The organism is Atopobium sp. oral taxon 810 str. F0209 (assembly GCF_000466405.1).
GTDB lineage: Bacteria > Actinomycetota > Coriobacteriia > Coriobacteriales > Atopobiaceae > Olegusella.
Genome location: NZ_KE952935.1, coordinates 56,847 through 71,254 on the forward strand (window position 1 = coordinate 56,847; position 14,408 = coordinate 71,254).

At 49.0% G+C, this 14,408-nt stretch carries 14 protein-coding genes and 2 tRNA genes; 4 read left to right on the top strand and 12 right to left on the bottom strand.

Annotated elements, in window-relative coordinates:
- Positions 1 to 184: 184 nt before the first annotated feature.
- Positions 185 to 274: transfer RNA gene (locus tag HMPREF9069_RS00880), tRNA-Ser, on the bottom strand.
- 139 nt (positions 275 to 413) lie between these two features.
- Between HMPREF9069_RS00880 and tadA the strand changes: the two genes are divergently transcribed.
- From tadA to HMPREF9069_RS00895, 3 genes are all read left to right on the top strand, one after another.
- Positions 414 to 875: a tRNA adenosine(34) deaminase TadA gene (tadA, locus tag HMPREF9069_RS00885; protein ID WP_021625206.1), complete on the top strand. Its 462-nt coding sequence runs from the start codon at positions 414 to 416 to the stop codon at positions 873 to 875.
- A 281-nt stretch (positions 876 to 1,156) separates the two neighbouring features.
- The gene (locus tag HMPREF9069_RS00890; protein ID WP_021625207.1) at positions 1,157 to 2,992 is read left to right on the top strand and encodes a magnesium transporter; all 1,836 of its coding nucleotides are present in this window, start codon (positions 1,157 to 1,159) and stop codon (positions 2,990 to 2,992) included.
- A 3-nt stretch (positions 2,993 to 2,995) separates the two neighbouring features.
- On the top strand, positions 2,996 to 4,309 hold the full coding sequence (locus tag HMPREF9069_RS00895) for an Nramp family divalent metal transporter (protein WP_021625208.1): 1,314 nt from the start codon (positions 2,996 to 2,998) through the stop codon (positions 4,307 to 4,309).
- A 13-nt stretch (positions 4,310 to 4,322) separates the two neighbouring features.
- On the opposite strand, the gene HMPREF9069_RS00900 is transcribed toward HMPREF9069_RS00895, so the two are convergent.
- The 7 genes from HMPREF9069_RS00900 to serS form a co-directional block, all read right to left on the bottom strand.
- Positions 4,323 to 4,799: a pyridoxamine 5'-phosphate oxidase family protein gene (locus HMPREF9069_RS00900; protein WP_021625209.1), complete on the bottom strand. Its 477-nt coding sequence runs from the start codon at positions 4,797 to 4,799 to the stop codon at positions 4,323 to 4,325.
- 8 nt (positions 4,800 to 4,807) lie between these two features.
- Positions 4,808 to 5,686: a PRC-barrel domain-containing protein gene (locus HMPREF9069_RS00905; RefSeq protein WP_021625210.1), complete on the bottom strand. Its 879-nt coding sequence runs from the start codon at positions 5,684 to 5,686 to the stop codon at positions 4,808 to 4,810.
- Positions 5,687 to 5,797: 111 nt separating this feature from the next.
- The gene (locus HMPREF9069_RS00910; protein WP_021625211.1) at positions 5,798 to 6,259 is read right to left on the bottom strand and encodes a YtxH domain-containing protein; all 462 of its coding nucleotides are present in this window, start codon (positions 6,257 to 6,259) and stop codon (positions 5,798 to 5,800) included.
- Positions 6,260 to 6,344: 85 nt separating this feature from the next.
- Positions 6,345 to 7,001 carry a hypothetical protein gene (locus HMPREF9069_RS00915; RefSeq protein WP_021625212.1) on the bottom strand — a complete coding sequence of 219 codons (657 nt, stop codon included), beginning with the start codon at positions 6,999 to 7,001 and terminating at the stop codon, positions 6,345 to 6,347.
- Positions 7,002 to 7,066: 65 nt separating this feature from the next.
- Positions 7,067 to 8,416 carry a hemolysin family protein gene (locus HMPREF9069_RS00920; RefSeq protein WP_021625213.1) on the bottom strand — a complete coding sequence of 450 codons (1,350 nt, stop codon included), beginning with the start codon at positions 8,414 to 8,416 and terminating at the stop codon, positions 7,067 to 7,069.
- An 11-nt stretch (positions 8,417 to 8,427) separates the two neighbouring features.
- Positions 8,428 to 9,090, bottom strand: coding sequence for an LbetaH domain-containing protein (locus HMPREF9069_RS00925; RefSeq protein WP_021625214.1), 663 nt, complete (start codon positions 9,088 to 9,090; stop codon positions 8,428 to 8,430).
- 64 nt (positions 9,091 to 9,154) lie between these two features.
- A complete protein-coding gene (gene serS / locus HMPREF9069_RS00930; RefSeq protein ID WP_035437901.1) occupies positions 9,155 to 10,441 on the bottom strand; it encodes a serine--tRNA ligase in 1,287 nt (428 codons plus the stop codon).
- Between the two features lie 240 nt (positions 10,442 to 10,681).
- On the opposite strand from serS, the gene HMPREF9069_RS00935 reads away from it, so the two are divergent.
- Complete coding sequence (locus HMPREF9069_RS00935) at positions 10,682 to 10,909, top strand: DUF6724 family protein (RefSeq protein ID WP_021625216.1); 228 nt, start codon at positions 10,682 to 10,684, stop codon at positions 10,907 to 10,909.
- A 693-nt stretch (positions 10,910 to 11,602) separates the two neighbouring features.
- Here the strand turns inward: HMPREF9069_RS00935 and HMPREF9069_RS00945 are convergent.
- The 4 genes from HMPREF9069_RS00945 to HMPREF9069_RS00960 all read right to left on the bottom strand — a co-directional run bounded on the left by HMPREF9069_RS00945 (position 11,603) and on the right by HMPREF9069_RS00960 (position 14,389).
- Positions 11,603 to 11,689 (bottom strand) — tRNA-Leu (locus tag HMPREF9069_RS00945).
- 47 nt (positions 11,690 to 11,736) lie between these two features.
- Positions 11,737 to 12,621, bottom strand: a complete 885-nt coding sequence (locus HMPREF9069_RS00950) for a bifunctional hydroxymethylpyrimidine kinase/phosphomethylpyrimidine kinase (protein WP_035437905.1) — start codon at positions 12,619 to 12,621, stop codon at positions 11,737 to 11,739.
- 98 nt (positions 12,622 to 12,719) lie between these two features.
- A complete protein-coding gene (locus HMPREF9069_RS00955; protein WP_021625220.1) occupies positions 12,720 to 13,592 on the bottom strand; it encodes a hypothetical protein in 873 nt (290 codons plus the stop codon).
- A gap of 71 nt (positions 13,593 to 13,663) precedes the next feature.
- The gene (locus tag HMPREF9069_RS00960; protein WP_021625221.1) at positions 13,664 to 14,389 is read right to left on the bottom strand and encodes an NUDIX domain-containing protein; all 726 of its coding nucleotides are present in this window, start codon (positions 14,387 to 14,389) and stop codon (positions 13,664 to 13,666) included.
- Between the last annotated feature and the right edge of the window lie 19 nt (positions 14,390 to 14,408).

The window sequence follows — 14,408 nt, forward strand, 5'->3', positions numbered from 1 at the left end:
TGGCAAGCAGGGCCGTGCTGCTTGAAAGAATGCGTGGCCTTTGACATGCGATTGCGGAAATAGACCGAAGATTCAAAAGCACCTCTAGTAACATATTTGTTGATGAAACATGTTTTTGGGTCAAAGGCCACAATAGCAGCTTCATAAAAAGAAAACCCCGCCGGGTAGACGGGGTGAAAGATGCTGGCGGAGGGAGAGAGATTCGAACTCTCGGGACGCGATGGCGCCCGACGGTTTTCAAGACCGTTGCATTCAACCGCTCTGCCATCCCTCCAAAGGATGTGCAATATCCTAGCGCAAGAGCTTTTTGCGTGTGGGCGACACCATAGCGGCACTGATAATTGCTGCACATAGAACGCATTAGCTACATTGGTACACATAATAAATAGCGTCATAGCAACGTAGGAGCAAAAATGAGCGAGATCGACGAATACTGGATGCACATTGCTCTTAAAGAAGCTGCTGTTGCAGCACAAGAAGGCGAGGTGCCTATCGGTGCCTGTGTCGTCGCGGATGGCAAGCTTATTTCACGCGCGCACAACCGCCGCGAGATAGATGCTGACCCTGCAGCACATGCAGAATTTCTTGCTATGAAAGAAGCAGCACGTAAACTCGGCCGTTGGCGCCTGACAGGTTGCACTGTCTATGTAACTCTAGAACCCTGCTTTATGTGTGCTGGTCTGATGATTAACTCTCGCATTGACCGTTGTGTCTATGGAGCCGCTGACCCCAAAGGCGGTGCCCTTGGCACGTTATACGATCTCAGTAATGACACACGTCTCAATCATGCTTTTGATGTAACTGCTGGTATTTGTGCTGAAGAATCGGCACAACAACTCAGAGAGTTTTTTCGAAATAGACGCAAAAAGAAATGATATGTATTGCTAAGCCAAACACCCAACTTCTGTCATATCCAATTTTTTTGCATTCGAGCACGATAAAGCTAGCATTTTGCGCTAACGGTCCAAAATCGGCGTGTACAATACCTTGTGCAAAACAATTTGCGCCGTCGTGCGCACAAATAGAAAGGTCATCGATGAAACCTCGACCTCACAGTCGATGACCCCAAGGCGTCCTTGCTGGTCGCACCTTGGGGTGCCACTCGTCGGCAGCAGCTGCTGAGCCTTGCTGCCCCAACCAGCTAAGGAGCCCTCTTATGATTTATCTCTCCCAAATGGTGGGAAACCCTGTATACGACCTCGAAGGTGAGCAGATTGGTCGCGTCAACGACCTTGGTATTGCTACTGGCGAGGTGTTTCCCCGCGTTACGAGCCTTGCAATCGTCGGACCAGGCAAGACACCTTTTATGATTTCCTGGCGCAAGTATGTTGACACCTTTAATGAATCCGAAGTGCGTCTAAGAGTTATCAAAACGGATATTCGCTTCTCGTATCTCCAGCCCAACGAGGTTCTTATTGCTCGTGATCTCTTGGACAAACAGATTGTAGACACCCGCGGCATGCGTGTTGTCCGCGTCAACGATCTTAAGTTCTCAGATACCAGCTCTTCCCAGCTACGACTGCTGGGTGCCGAGGTAGGCGCCCGCGGTATTTTGCGCACTCTCTCCCCTCACCTTGAGACTATTGCCCTCAAACTGGCAAAAACCTTTGGCAAGTCCTTACCTGAGCGCATCATCGCTTGGAACTACATGGATCTGCTTGACCGCGACTTATCTGATGTAAAGCTCTCGGTATCTCACAAGACACTCGATGATATGCACCCTGCTGATATTGCAGACATTATCGAGCGCCTGGATCCACGTCTGCGTGGTCAGGTTTTTGCCCAGCTTGATGACGAGCAGGCCGCCGACGCTATGGCAGAAATTGATGAGGACAAGGCTGCCGAGATTATGGGCGACCTCGATGAGCGTTCGGCATCGCGCATGCTATCCGAGATGGACCCCGACGACGCAGCTGAGCTTGTGAGCGAACTTGATTACGATAAGGCGGAAAAACTCCTTGCCCTGATGGGCATCAAAGAACAAAAGGCAGTGCGTCAGCTGTTAGGATATCGCGAGGATACCGCTGGACGTATCATGACTTCAGAGTTTCTCTCGCTACCTGAGGATGCAACCGTTGCCGATGCAGTAGAGGCAATGCGCAGACTTGATGAGGATTTTGAAACCATTCGCTATCTCTACGTCGAAGATGAGGAAGGTTTGGTCACAGGTGCCATCTCACTCAACGATCTCATTGTTGCAACGGATGGTACTCATCTCAAAGATCTCGCTTCCGATGAACTCATCACTGCTGGTCCCGATGATGACCAGGAAGATGTTGCCGAAGGCATTGCCAAATACAATCTTCTTGCAATGCCTGTAGTAGATGACAAAGGCAAGATGTTAGGTGTTGTCACCGTTGACGATGCACTTGATGTTATGGAAGAAGAGCATGCCGAAGACCTGCAAATTGCTGGTGCTCCGCGTAGCGACACGGGCGACCGCCCGCGCGATCTCTTTATTATTGTTGTGCGCAACCTTTGGTTTCCCTTTTGGATTGCAGGTATTGTCGCTTGTATTGCGCTCTTTGGTAAGAGCTTTGGCACCCCTGCTGCGCTTGCGTCGGCAGCCGTCTTGCCTGCAGCGCTTATACTTGCCGATGCCGCCGCTAGCTACGCAACGAACTTCTTTCTTGAATACAACTCTGATGATGAAGACAGTCCTTCTATCGCAGGCTTCTTCCTCAAAGGCATCGCAATTGGATTGCTCTTTGGCTTGGTGTTAATAATAACCAGCGGCCTTTTACTGCCCGCACTTCATCTACCTCATGAGCTTGCAATTCTTGGTGATGCAGTAGGTCATAGCTTTGCCGCAGGCGCTGGCACTGTAATAGCATCCTTTGCACTCTCGCTAGTCTGGTTGCTCATTTTGCGCCACCGTGATAACAAAAACAAAGAGACTTCGGGACTTGCGCTGAGCGTAGCTGCACTAACTGCGGCACTCATTATTTTCCTTGCCCTCATCAATCTTTGCGGCGTAGGAATCACGGGGTAGCGTATGGCAGAAGCTATCAAGCAAAACGAAAAATTACAGCACAGCCTATCTGACGAACACTCCGAGCCAAGTTCTAAGAGCAAGGTGACAAACACAAACAAAGCTGGTATTGCAGCAATTCTTGCCGCTATGGGTCCTGGCATACTTACTTCACTTGCAGGTATGGATGCGGGTGGTATCGCAACCTTTTCGACCGAAGGTGCAAGCTATGGCTTCGGAATGCTTTGGTCGATTCCTATTACCTGCCTGTTATTGATGGTGGTGCAGGAAACCTCAGCACGTATGGCATGCGTCACTGGCAAGGGTTTTGCAGCTCTTGTACGCGAGCGTTTTGGTATCCGCATCTCAGCGGTTGCTATGGCAGCAACTATCATCTCTAACTTTGCCGTTACCCTATCTGAGTTTGCAGGCATCGCCTCGGGCATGCTGCTTTTTGGCGTGCCTCTACAGTTTTCGGTACCCGTAGCCGCTGTTGCGTCTTGGCTACTTGCCATGTCAGGCTCCTACCGTCGTATCGAAAAAATCTTACTAACCATTTCCTGCGTTTTTGTAACCTATATCATCGCTGGATCCATCGCTTGTAAAGACTGGGGCGGAGCGCTTACCAGCACGGTGATTCCGCAAATGTCAGGTAATCCCGCCTATATTTCACTATTAGTTGCCAGTATTGGCACTACTATCTCTCCCTATATGATCTTTATGGTCTCAAGCAATGTGGTCGAGAAAAACCTCAATGCCAGCGATATCCCAGGTCAGCGCGCTGATAATATCTCTGGTGCCCTTGTCTCACAAATTATTGCTTGGTTTATTGTGCTCACTACCGCAAGTGTTTTGCCCCTGGGCACACCCGTTAATGATGCAGCAAGCGCTGCCGCAGCGCTGGTACCTTTTGCTGGTCGCTATGCCATGATTATGTTTGCAGCCGGCCTTGTTGGAGCATCATTTTTGGCAGCCTGCGTACTTCCTGGTATCACCGCGAGCGCTGTATGCGAGGCTTTTGGCTGGGAGCGTGGGGCCGATCGTAGCTGGGCAGAGGCTCCCACCTACCGCGGTATTATTACAGCGATTACCCTACTTTCTGCAGGTATTGTTTTGATTCCCGGTGTCAATCTTTTTGGCATTATGATGGCTGCACAAGTTATCAACGGCGTGCTATTACCTGTTTTGCTCCTTTGCATGGTAAATATTGCAAGCGACCGTCACATCATGGGCAAGCATGTTAGCAGCAAAGCATGGACAATATTGACTTGGTTCACCATTATTACTGTCATAGTTTTGACCGTGATAATGTTTGTGCTACAGGCAGCAGGCGTGTAGCATCCCAACAAAGCTAAGACAACTTACGTAGGTTTTGCTTGGCAGAAAGCTCACTAACATCGATTCGCCAGGTCTTGGTATGAGCGAGGCTTCCGCAATCCGCCGGGTCAAAAAGCTTATAGCCACAATGCTCACAAAGACGACGAAGTGCTTTGCTCTTTTCTTCAGGCTCATTTAATTCATAGGCGATACCTCGACCAATCAAACTCTGATAGCGTGCTGTTATCCCATGTTTGATCTGGTCATAGCGGATAAAGCGATCAAATTCTACACAGACATGGGGATTTGCTTTTAGCAGTTCAACCTTATATCCACTCGGCGCGCCGTGAACATAAATGCGAGGAAATTCACCTTCCCAATCCCAGCCAAACGATAGAGGCACAATATAGGGAAACTCTCCGTCACACATTGCCACGCGCACGACATCACACGCATCTAAAAACGCACGCATCTCTTTGGGATTTGTCACCTGACGGTCTTTGCGAATCATAGTCGCCCCTATTTAGATGATTTTTTATATTCGTCAGCAAAAGAGCCAAGCATCGAACCAAATTTACCTAGTTGCCGACCTACTGCACGGGCGGCTTTGTCGCTGGATTTCTTATCCGACTTACTCGTGTGAGAAGCTTTTTTCTCCTGAGAAGACTTTTCAGCAACAGCAAGTGAATCTTGCGCCACACGCTTAGTTTGACCAATCATCTTGCCTAGGGCATGCGAGCCTTTATCCACCGCCTGAGTTGCTTCTTTACCTAGGCGTTTACCCGCTTCCTGTGCAGCTAAACTTGCACGGGCTGTCGCCTCACCCGCCTGAGCAGCAAGACCACCATTAAGTCCCAAATGTGCTGCTTCCCCATCTACAATCATGAACCCCTTTTGATAGCCACGTAACATCCGAACAGGGATTTCGACGGATCCCACCAAAGAACGTGCAGTACCGCCATCGCCTACAAAAAAAGTTTTAACCGCACCGGTGTGCTCATCAAAGGCAATATCGTTGGCATAACCCAACTCACGACCCGTATCGGTCTTAACATCCATGCCTTCCCAGAGAATGCAGTTGTCCCAATCAAGACCTAAACGGCTACGCGCCTCATCATCAAAACTTTCCATTACCCGAGTGGCATAGATACCATCTGCGTAAAACTCGCAGGAGTCCAGTGCCAAAAAAACATCCTCACGTTTAAACATCATCGCCATATCGCGACGTTTCACCAAAAATCCTACCAAGCGCTTACCACCAGGCGCAAACACCGCCATATGCACCTTGCCAATACGCAAAGGTTTTTTATCGGAGGCATTTTCGGGCGTAGTCAATTTTCCGCGTTCGTCACGAGGAATATAAACTGCTGTGTTGTACAGCTTGTTTGCCTGAAGCATGGGGTCTCCGTTCAAAAGTACAAGTCAAAGCAAATGGAGAAAAGGGACACCATCGCTCGATAGTGTCCCTCAGTTATTTATGAAGCAAAACGCAAGCTAATATCCACCTATTTACTCGGCGTCATCCTCTTCGGAATCCTCATCCTCGGAAACTACCTCAATGTGAACACCTTCAGCAGCGGCCTCGGCCTCAGCAGGCATATCCGCTACGGCAGCAACCTTGTCCTGAACAGTCTGCATGACATCCTGAACCTGCTCAGAGGTACTACTTACGGCACTTGAGAGTGAGTCGCGAAGCTGGTCCATGCGCTGACGAGCCAAATCGACCTTGGCACGAAGTTCATCTGTTGCAGCCCCCGGATCAGCCTTAGTGCTTGCCATCTTCTCATTGACAATGCGAGCACCACGCTCATAGGAATCAACAGCACTATCCCACACGTCGTTGACAGCATCAGCTGCCATGGCGCGGCTTTCAGCACCCGTGCGAGGGGCCAGCAATACACCAGCAGCAAAGCCGGCAGCAGCCCCAACGAGGGTTCCGCAGAGAAGACTTGCAACGTTTTTAGCACTCATGAAAGTTCCTCCTGTCAGTAAGCCCCTTGGGACTTGTTCTCAAACTCCAGAACAAGTATACCCGCGCAGGGGTAAATCAGCAGCCTTAACGTAGAACCCGAGGTGCGGGCATTGAGTCAAGCAGATCGTCAGCAGAGGTATTTTGCTGCTCTGCAAGTTCTGCTTCCTCATCTTCCTCTGGCTCAGACTCCTCATCGTCCACAGCTTCAAGCTCTTCTTCTGCAGACTCCGACTCATCCTCAGCAGCGTACTCGTCTTCATCTGCAGTATCGAGGCTCTCAACCATATTAATCAGACCCCGAACCGTCGCTTTAACATCAGGCTTAGGATCTGCGCCATCAGTGTATGCCCATTGCAGCAACCAAGAAGCGCTCATCAAAGCTCCTGCAACCAAAACGTCATCTGTACAAGCTAGCTCGATGTCCCAACCACGCGGATCGTCAGCTACTGCAAAGGTGCGACCTGAGAGAGTATCTCCTGCAATATCGGTCTGCGCAAGCAGTTCCACTGTTGTGTGCTCCAAGAGATGCGCGAGCTCTGTTGCGCCCATCACATCCTTGAAAGTTTTGCTGCTATCACCCAAACACACATGATCAACAATGTGCGGAAGCAGGTAGTACACACGAGCAGTGCCTTCAAGGTCGTCGCTTGTCATCAGAGGAGCATCGTCAGCAAGATGCACACGCGCAGTAAGCTTGCGCGGACCTACCTCGACTCGCGTAATCTCAAAGAACTGTGACATATCGTCTCCTACCTATTTCTGATAACTCTTTGCTACTGCCTCAGCACAACCGTCTATCTCTCTCGTTATTGTAGTGCTTGGGCTGCGTTCTCATCTGCCGAGCCAGCTATCTTGCCGTCAGCGGAAGCGTCTTTTTGTGGTGCCTTAACGCGCAGCATCGAGACGCGACGACCACGCGTAGATTGCACGCGAAAGACATAGCCTTCAAGTTCGAGCTTCTCACCAGGACGAGGCAGACGATCGAATTGCTCGATAACAAAACCCGCAACGGTCTCGTACTCCTCTGAGTCTTCAATAGGCCAGCCCAAATCAGCAGCATCCTCAATGGAAAAACGACCGTCTACCAGCCATTCATTTTCACTCAATTGGGTAAGATATTTGTTATCGGGATCAAACTCGTCTTCAATCTCGCCAACCACTTCTTCAACGATGTCCTCAACAGTAATCACACCTGCTGTGCCGCCATATTCATCCACTACGATGACCATTTGATCATGACTAGACTGCATCTCGGAAAGTAGAGGAATGATGTCTTTGGTATCGGGCACAAAATCAGCCGAACGAATAAAACCCGAGATAGGGTCATCCGCAGCAGACTCATCAATAATGGGCTCAATGATATCTTTGATGTGCGCAATGCCCACAATACGGTCAACCGTATCGTGATACACGGGAATGCGAGAATAGCCTGTACGACGCATGACCTTAAGCACCTCGCGTAGGCTCGTAGTATCCTCAAGTGCTGTCATATCTACACGTGGCACCATAACCTCACGGGCAATGGTATCGCCTAAGTCGATAACCTCATGAATCATCGACTTTTCTTCTTCACTTAGCTCATCAGAATCGGTAACCATATAGCGAATCTCATCTTCAGAGACATCTAAACGGTCATCGGTAGATTTGATACCAAAAGCAGTTGCAAGCCCATTGGCAGAAGCCGAGGTAAACCATACAAGAGGTTTTGCCAGCTTGGAAAACCCGTTAAGGAACCCGACCACACTCTTGGAAACCTCTACGGCATTTGCCATTGCCATGCGCTTGGGCACCAACTCACCAACAACAATGGAAAGATAAGAAACCACCAAGGTGATAAGGATGGGCGATAAAACCTTCGCAGTAGACGCTGAAAGTCCACAACCTACCATCCAGGCTGCAAAGGGTGTAGACAAATTGGTTGCCGCAAAAGCTGAGCTCGCAAAACCTACCAACGTAATTGCCACCTGAATAGCAGCCAAAAAATCGCCTGGCTCCTCGATGGTCTTGGAAACCTCAGCAGCGCGCTTGTCACCCTCTTCTGCCTCATGGTCAAGCACAGCTTTTTTGGTAGTCGACAGTGCCATCTCTGACATCGAGAAAAACCCATTGACAAGCGTCAAAAGAATAGTGACAAAAATACTAAGCGCAATATCCATATAGGGGGCCTCTAGCTCAAAGGAACGATGTCGTCGGGGTCCTTAAAAATGTGGTTAGCAGGAACAAAGCCGCGCACGCGCGATAGTGGATAAATACGCGAATGTGCGCCAATAACCGTACCAGGATTGAGGACACTATTGCATCCCACCTCAACCCAATCACCCAACATGGCACCAAATTTGCGTAAGCTGGTTTCAATTTGCTCGTCATTTGCCTTGACTACCACGTTGCTGCGATCGCTCTTGAGATTGGAGGTAATGGCACCAGCACCCATATGAGCATGCCAGCCCAAGATCGAATCGCCAACATAATTGTAATGAGGGACTTCTGCATTATCAAAAATGATGACATTCTTGAGTTCGGAGGAATTGCCTGCCACAGAACCTTTACCCACGATGGCACTAGTTCTCACAAAGGCACATTGGCGCACCTGTGCCTCATGATCGATGATAGTTGGACCCCCAAGATACGCAGAATCAAATACTTTGGCATCGCGAGCAACCCATACCTGTTCTGCGATCTGCTCGTATTCACTACTTGGCAAAGTGGAGCCCAACTCAAGAATAAAGTCCTTGATACCAGCAAGAGCCTCCCAAGGATATTCAAACTGGGCCAGATAATCTCCCGCAATACTATGAGACAAATCGTATAGGTCCGAAATGCGAGCTTGCATTTTGGGTTCCCTCCCCTTATTCCCCTTACAAAGACCTACTGTACCCAAACCGTAAAAACATCGACTAGTCCTCAGGCTTAATAACTTCAAGTCCACCTATATAGGGGCGCAGTGCCTCGGGAATCGTAATGGAGCCATCGGGGTTTTGGTAATTTTCCATAATGGCAGCCATGGTACGACCAACAGCAAGGCCAGAGCCGTTAAGGGTATGAACAAAACGCGTACCCTTAAACTCCGCTGGATCCTTATAGCGAATGCCAGCACGGCGAGCTTGGAAATCCCAACAGTTAGAGCAGCTGGAAATCTCTTTATAGTTGTTGTAGCTCGGCAGCCACACTTCAATGTCATAGCATTTACGAGCAGAGAATCCAATATCTCCTGTGCAGAGGGTTACCACATGATAGGGCAAACCTAGCAGCCGCAAAATTTGCTCTGCTTCCTCGACCATGGACTCCAGCTGATTCATCGAATCTTCGGGACGAGCAAATTTGACCATCTCTACCTTGTCAAACTCATGCACACGAATGATGCCACGAGTGTCACGACCAGCAGAACCCGCTTCCTCACGGAAGCAAGGAGTAAAGGCCGTATACCACAGTGGTAATTTGGAACCATCCAAGATTTCACCGCGGTGAATGTTGGTAAGCATAACCTCGGCCGTAGGAATCAAATACATTCCACCTGAAACGTGAAAAAGATCCTCATCAAATTTGGGTAGCTGACCGGTACCAAAAAGAGAGTCATAGTTGGTTAGCACTGGTGGCCACCACTCTTTAAAGCCTGCCTTTGCATGAGTCTCTAGCATGAAGTTGATTAGTGCACGCTCCATGCGAGCACCCATACCGCCCAACAAATAAAAGCGCGAGCCAGCAATCTTGACGCCGCGATCAAAATCGATCATACCCAGCTCGGGACCTAAATCCCAGTGAGCCTTGGGGGTAAAATCAAACTGCCGTGGCGCGCCCCATTTGCGGAGCTCGGGATTGTCGGAGTCATCCTTACCATATGGAACGCTGGGGTCGGGAATATTGGGAATAGCAGCAACTAAGTCAAAGAGCTGCTTTTCCACATCCCCGCGCTTTTCGTCGAGCTCTGCAATGCGATCTTTGTTTGCAGCAACAGCTGCCTTGGCAGCTTCGGCCTCTTCGCGCTTTCCTTCACGCATAAGAAGACCAATTTCTTTGGAACGAGCATTGCGATCTGCTTGTAAACCCTCAACCTCAGAGATAAGAGAGCGGCGCTGCTCATCCAATTCAAAAAACTTTTCGCGGTCCCAGTGAGCATTCTGTCTATCTGCGCAAGACTTATCTACCGCGTCAGGATTCTCACGAACAAATTTGATGTCGAACATCGTGTCCCTCTCGTCCTTCTTTTCTTGCAAACTCAAAAACTGCAAGTTTGTATCTCTAGTGCTACGTTGCAGCCGACAGCCTAGCGATAAAGCCGCGCTATGCTGTCGTGGCATATTCTTTCCAAGTATATACTTGTAGACGTCCAGCACGTCTATGGGCATATATGCTAACAACGAGAACATGCGATTTATACGAGTAGATAACAGATTTTGAGCTGTTTTGACATAGGAGGTTATTCCATGGATGCCGTTTCTCATTTTTTTACGTGGCTTTTTAACGACAAAACCGGAGTAATCTGTCTGCTTTTGGGCGGCGTAGTGCTTTTCTTCATCATTGCGTGGTTCCTTGAATCCAAGACGCGCAAGCAGTATTTCAACCATGCCAAAAGCAAGGATGATTGGGATCTCTTTGACGACGACGATGACTCCGAGAGCGGTTGGTCTGCTTTTGACGAGGATAATAAATAGGCCCGTTGTGTATCTTTCTTAGATGCGTATATACGCGCATAAACAGCTGGTATATCGCATATAAGAAAACATGCATCTGGTTATGGCTCCTATCCACGCCCCAATCTATCCCAACCTCAGGTTGAAACAGCTAATTTGATAAGCCTTCTAGCTGCGTACCTGTGCAAAACATGCAGGTAGAAATCCTGCCGTTGCAACCTCAGGTTGCAACATCTTGGAGCAGGACGTGCGCGAAAAGCACATGTCCGCACTATCAACTCGCCTTGTAGCAGCGCATCGTAACCAACAGAAGCTACACCTCATTTCACACGAGATGCCAACACACCCTGTTTCATGCCAGATACCAAAAGCCACGAATCGTTTCAACCAACAAGGCTTTGCTTGCCAAACGCCACGTTCTGTTTCAGAAAAAATGTCAAAAGCCACAGATCTCTTCAATGGCCTTCACGTTTTCGCAGGTAGATTTTTTGGGCGTGAAGAGATGTGTGGCTTTTGGCTAAAAAAGTGAAGTAGAACGTGGCTTTTGGCAAGCAGGACTGTGTCATTTGAAGTAATCCGTGGCTTCTGACAAGCAGGGCCGTATCGTTTGAAATGGTATGTGGCGTTTGGCAAGCAGAACACTATGGAAGTAAGCCGATAGTATGGGCTCGTTGCATAACAAAAGACCCCTCGGAAAGGGGTCTTGGTCATTCATGGTGCGGGCGAAAGGACTTGAACCTTCATGAGATTGCTCTCATACGGACCTGAACCGTACGCGTCTGCCAATTCCGCCACGCCCGCGTGCGTAGGGATAATACTACGAATACACGCAGATAGCAAGAAACTATTTATCGAAATTCAGGCCCTACAAGGGCGGTAACCTCACCTAACACGCTTTCAAAGCTCACGCCACGCTGCTCAAAGTCTGGCTGATGGCGAGTCATGCACATGGCATCAACAACAAATTTACCCGCAAACTCAACCGCCGCGCGCAAGGACTTACCACACATAATCGCAGCTAACAAGCTTGAGGCATAGAGATCACCTGTGCCGTGAATCATAAAGGGCATCAGCTTGCTCTCAACCTCTTCGCCCTCAAAATCGCGACCACACACAAAGTTGCGAATCTTGTTGTCACCACGCACTACGCCCTTGATAACCACATTTTTTGCACCCATCTCAAGCAGAGCATCTGCCAGACGGCGAGTATAGTCAATGGAAACTTCCTGACCCTCATAGCCAATACCCGTCAATATAGATGCTTCCGTCAGATTGGGAACAAGCAAATCTGCTCCATCAACCAAACCGCGAGTGGCGTCGCACATTTCATCGGTATAGGTGGGATATTTCTTTCCCGCATCACCCATCACCGGATCAACAATGCGCAAAGCACGGGGATACTCGTTGTAAATACGCTGGATAACCGCAACTTGCTCGGCAGAACCCAGAAAACCCGAATACACTGCATCTAAATCAATGCCATGAATTTGCCAAGCATCAAGATAACCTTTAAGCATTGAGGTAGTGTCATGCATATAGAACTGAGGGAATCCCGTATGAGCAGAAAAAAGTGAGGTAGGCACTGGACACACATCACAGCCAGCTGCAGATAAAACAGGGATAGCTACTCCAAGTGAGCATTTTCCGTAACCACAAAGGTCGTGGACGGCCGCTATGCGCGGAATGTAGTCTCCAGAACGCTGATACAAAACCAAATCATTTGCGTTTGCCATAATGTGTTTCCTTTCACGTGGACTGATGGACCTACGCTGCAGGACAGAATAACCCAATAGCAGAGCCTATGGCTAGTTTTAATGAGAAAAACTTTTTACTAAAGAGTGGCGTCAGAGGTTTCGCTAGTAGCTGCAGTCTGCTCATCTGTAGGAGTGGCCGCACTATCACCTTGCCCTATGTTGGCAAAAGGCGTATAGCTCGAAGTAATCTTTTTGCGCAGCGCTTTCTGAGTCTTGGCATCCATACCCTCAATCGTGCAATTGTAGCGCACGCCATTTGAGGTGTTTTCCTTGGTCCAGATAAAAGTCATAAAGGGATGGGTCTCGCCGGTTGGCTTGATAAAGTTAAAAAACTGCGAGGTCAGCAAGTTCCCACTGTCATCCATATATACATTCACATGATAAATAACGGTATTAATATTGGGATTCAGCAGCGCATTAACCGAAAGTGCTGTGGCTTGAATCTGAGAACTAGAAAAGCAGGTCAAGACATTTTTTGAAGTGGTATCGCGTACTGACACTTCAACACGATGGGTATGTTGATCGGCTTCTTGAACGGTAAAGTCCTCAGGGAACTGCGTAAAGCCATTACCCCACTCAACGCCGCCACGAAGCGCAGACGCAACAGTTACCACACTTACATCTTGAGAAAGGTTGGCAGTATTGACACGTCTTACCACACCACAGCTCACCTGCGCCAAAATAACCACCACAAGCAAAGTCATCACAAAACCAACGGCGGTTCTGCGAATATGCAGTTCGACATCAGAGCCAGAAGGGTCGGCATCTGATAGTGGGTCGATATCTACGCCATGACCTTTTTCGTGGCGACGCTTGCGCTCACGAGCAGCGCGCTCCCTGTTGCTATGGCCCGTTTCATCTACCGTTGAAAAAAGTTGTTCCGCCTCTTCGTGGCCAAGGGTGCCTTTGGCAGGACGACGCCCCAAAACCGTACGCGGCCTATGTGCCATAACACCCTCCCCCACTCTTTTGACAAGCAAAACTTACCATCGATTATCAAAACCACGACAGCCTAAGTTACCTAGCTTAGACGATGAGCTACCGCATCACAAACCAGGGCACCAACCACAGTCTTTGCATCCTCAATGCGTCCATCAAGCACAGCATCAATAAGCTCCTGCAAAGGCACAAGATCAACGTTAATAAACTCATCAGCATCGGGGTTTGAACCACACATGTGTAAACCTGTTGCCATATAGAGATGAATGAGCTCGTCAGCAAAACCACAGGATGTAGCAATAGTTGTCAAAAAGGCAATCTTGTCAGCTTCATAGCCCGTCTCTTCCAAAAGCTCACGACGGGCACAATCCAGCGGATCCTCACCAGCACCCAACTTACCCGCAGGTACCTCCACTGTCACACGATCGAGAGCAGCGCGATACTGCCTCACAAGACAGATTCGACCATCGTCAGTGAGAGCAACAACTGCAACTGCACCAGGATGGCGCACGACATCACGGATAGCATGGCGACCATCAGCAAGAGACACTTCCATGCGGTTGACATCAAAGATACGCCCGTGCCAAGCAACATCCTCCGAAAGAATGTGCTCCTCAAGAGCGGCATCACGCTGATCTCTACCACCTAGTACCAAATCACGTGCTTCAGGTAAACCAGATCTATGAGCTGTGCCACTACGATCGCCATCATAGGTATATGCCTCGGCTGACTCTAACAAATCAGCCACGCCATTGTTGTTCGCCGTGTTGCCGTTTTTACTATCGTTCTTCTTGCTTGATGAACCCATATTTCAGTCCTTTGTTGAT

Excerpts from the sequence above, each read along its gene's own strand:
- HMPREF9069_RS00960 (WP_021625221.1), bottom strand. The coding sequence starts at position 14,389 with ATGGGTTCATCAAGCAAGAAGAACGATAGTAAAAACGGCAACACGGCG.
- HMPREF9069_RS00895 (WP_021625208.1), top strand. The coding sequence starts at position 2,996 with ATGGCAGAAGCTATCAAGCAAAACGAAAAATTACAGCACAGCCTATCT.
- HMPREF9069_RS00950 (WP_035437905.1), bottom strand. The coding sequence starts at position 12,621 with ATGGCAAACGCAAATGATTTGGTTTTGTATCAGCGTTCTGGAGACTAC.
- HMPREF9069_RS00920 (WP_021625213.1), bottom strand. The coding sequence starts at position 8,416 with ATGGATATTGCGCTTAGTATTTTTGTCACTATTCTTTTGACGCTTGTC.
- HMPREF9069_RS00900 (WP_021625209.1), bottom strand. The coding sequence starts at position 4,799 with ATGATTCGCAAAGACCGTCAGGTGACAAATCCCAAAGAGATGCGTGCG.
- HMPREF9069_RS00905 (WP_021625210.1), bottom strand. The coding sequence starts at position 5,686 with ATGCTTCAGGCAAACAAGCTGTACAACACAGCAGTTTATATTCCTCGT.
- HMPREF9069_RS00935 (WP_021625216.1), top strand. The coding sequence starts at position 10,682 with ATGGATGCCGTTTCTCATTTTTTTACGTGGCTTTTTAACGACAAAACC.
- serS (WP_035437901.1), bottom strand. The coding sequence starts at position 10,441 with ATGTTCGACATCAAATTTGTTCGTGAGAATCCTGACGCGGTAGATAAG.
- tadA (WP_021625206.1), top strand. The coding sequence starts at position 414 with ATGAGCGAGATCGACGAATACTGGATGCACATTGCTCTTAAAGAAGCT.
- HMPREF9069_RS00890 (WP_021625207.1), top strand. The coding sequence starts at position 1,157 with ATGATTTATCTCTCCCAAATGGTGGGAAACCCTGTATACGACCTCGAA.
- HMPREF9069_RS00955 (WP_021625220.1), bottom strand. The coding sequence starts at position 13,592 with ATGGCACATAGGCCGCGTACGGTTTTGGGGCGTCGTCCTGCCAAAGGC.
- HMPREF9069_RS00910 (WP_021625211.1), bottom strand. The coding sequence starts at position 6,259 with ATGAGTGCTAAAAACGTTGCAAGTCTTCTCTGCGGAACCCTCGTTGGG.
- HMPREF9069_RS00925 (WP_021625214.1), bottom strand. The coding sequence starts at position 9,090 with ATGCAAGCTCGCATTTCGGACCTATACGATTTGTCTCATAGTATTGCG.
- HMPREF9069_RS00915 (WP_021625212.1), bottom strand. The coding sequence starts at position 7,001 with ATGTCACAGTTCTTTGAGATTACGCGAGTCGAGGTAGGTCCGCGCAAG.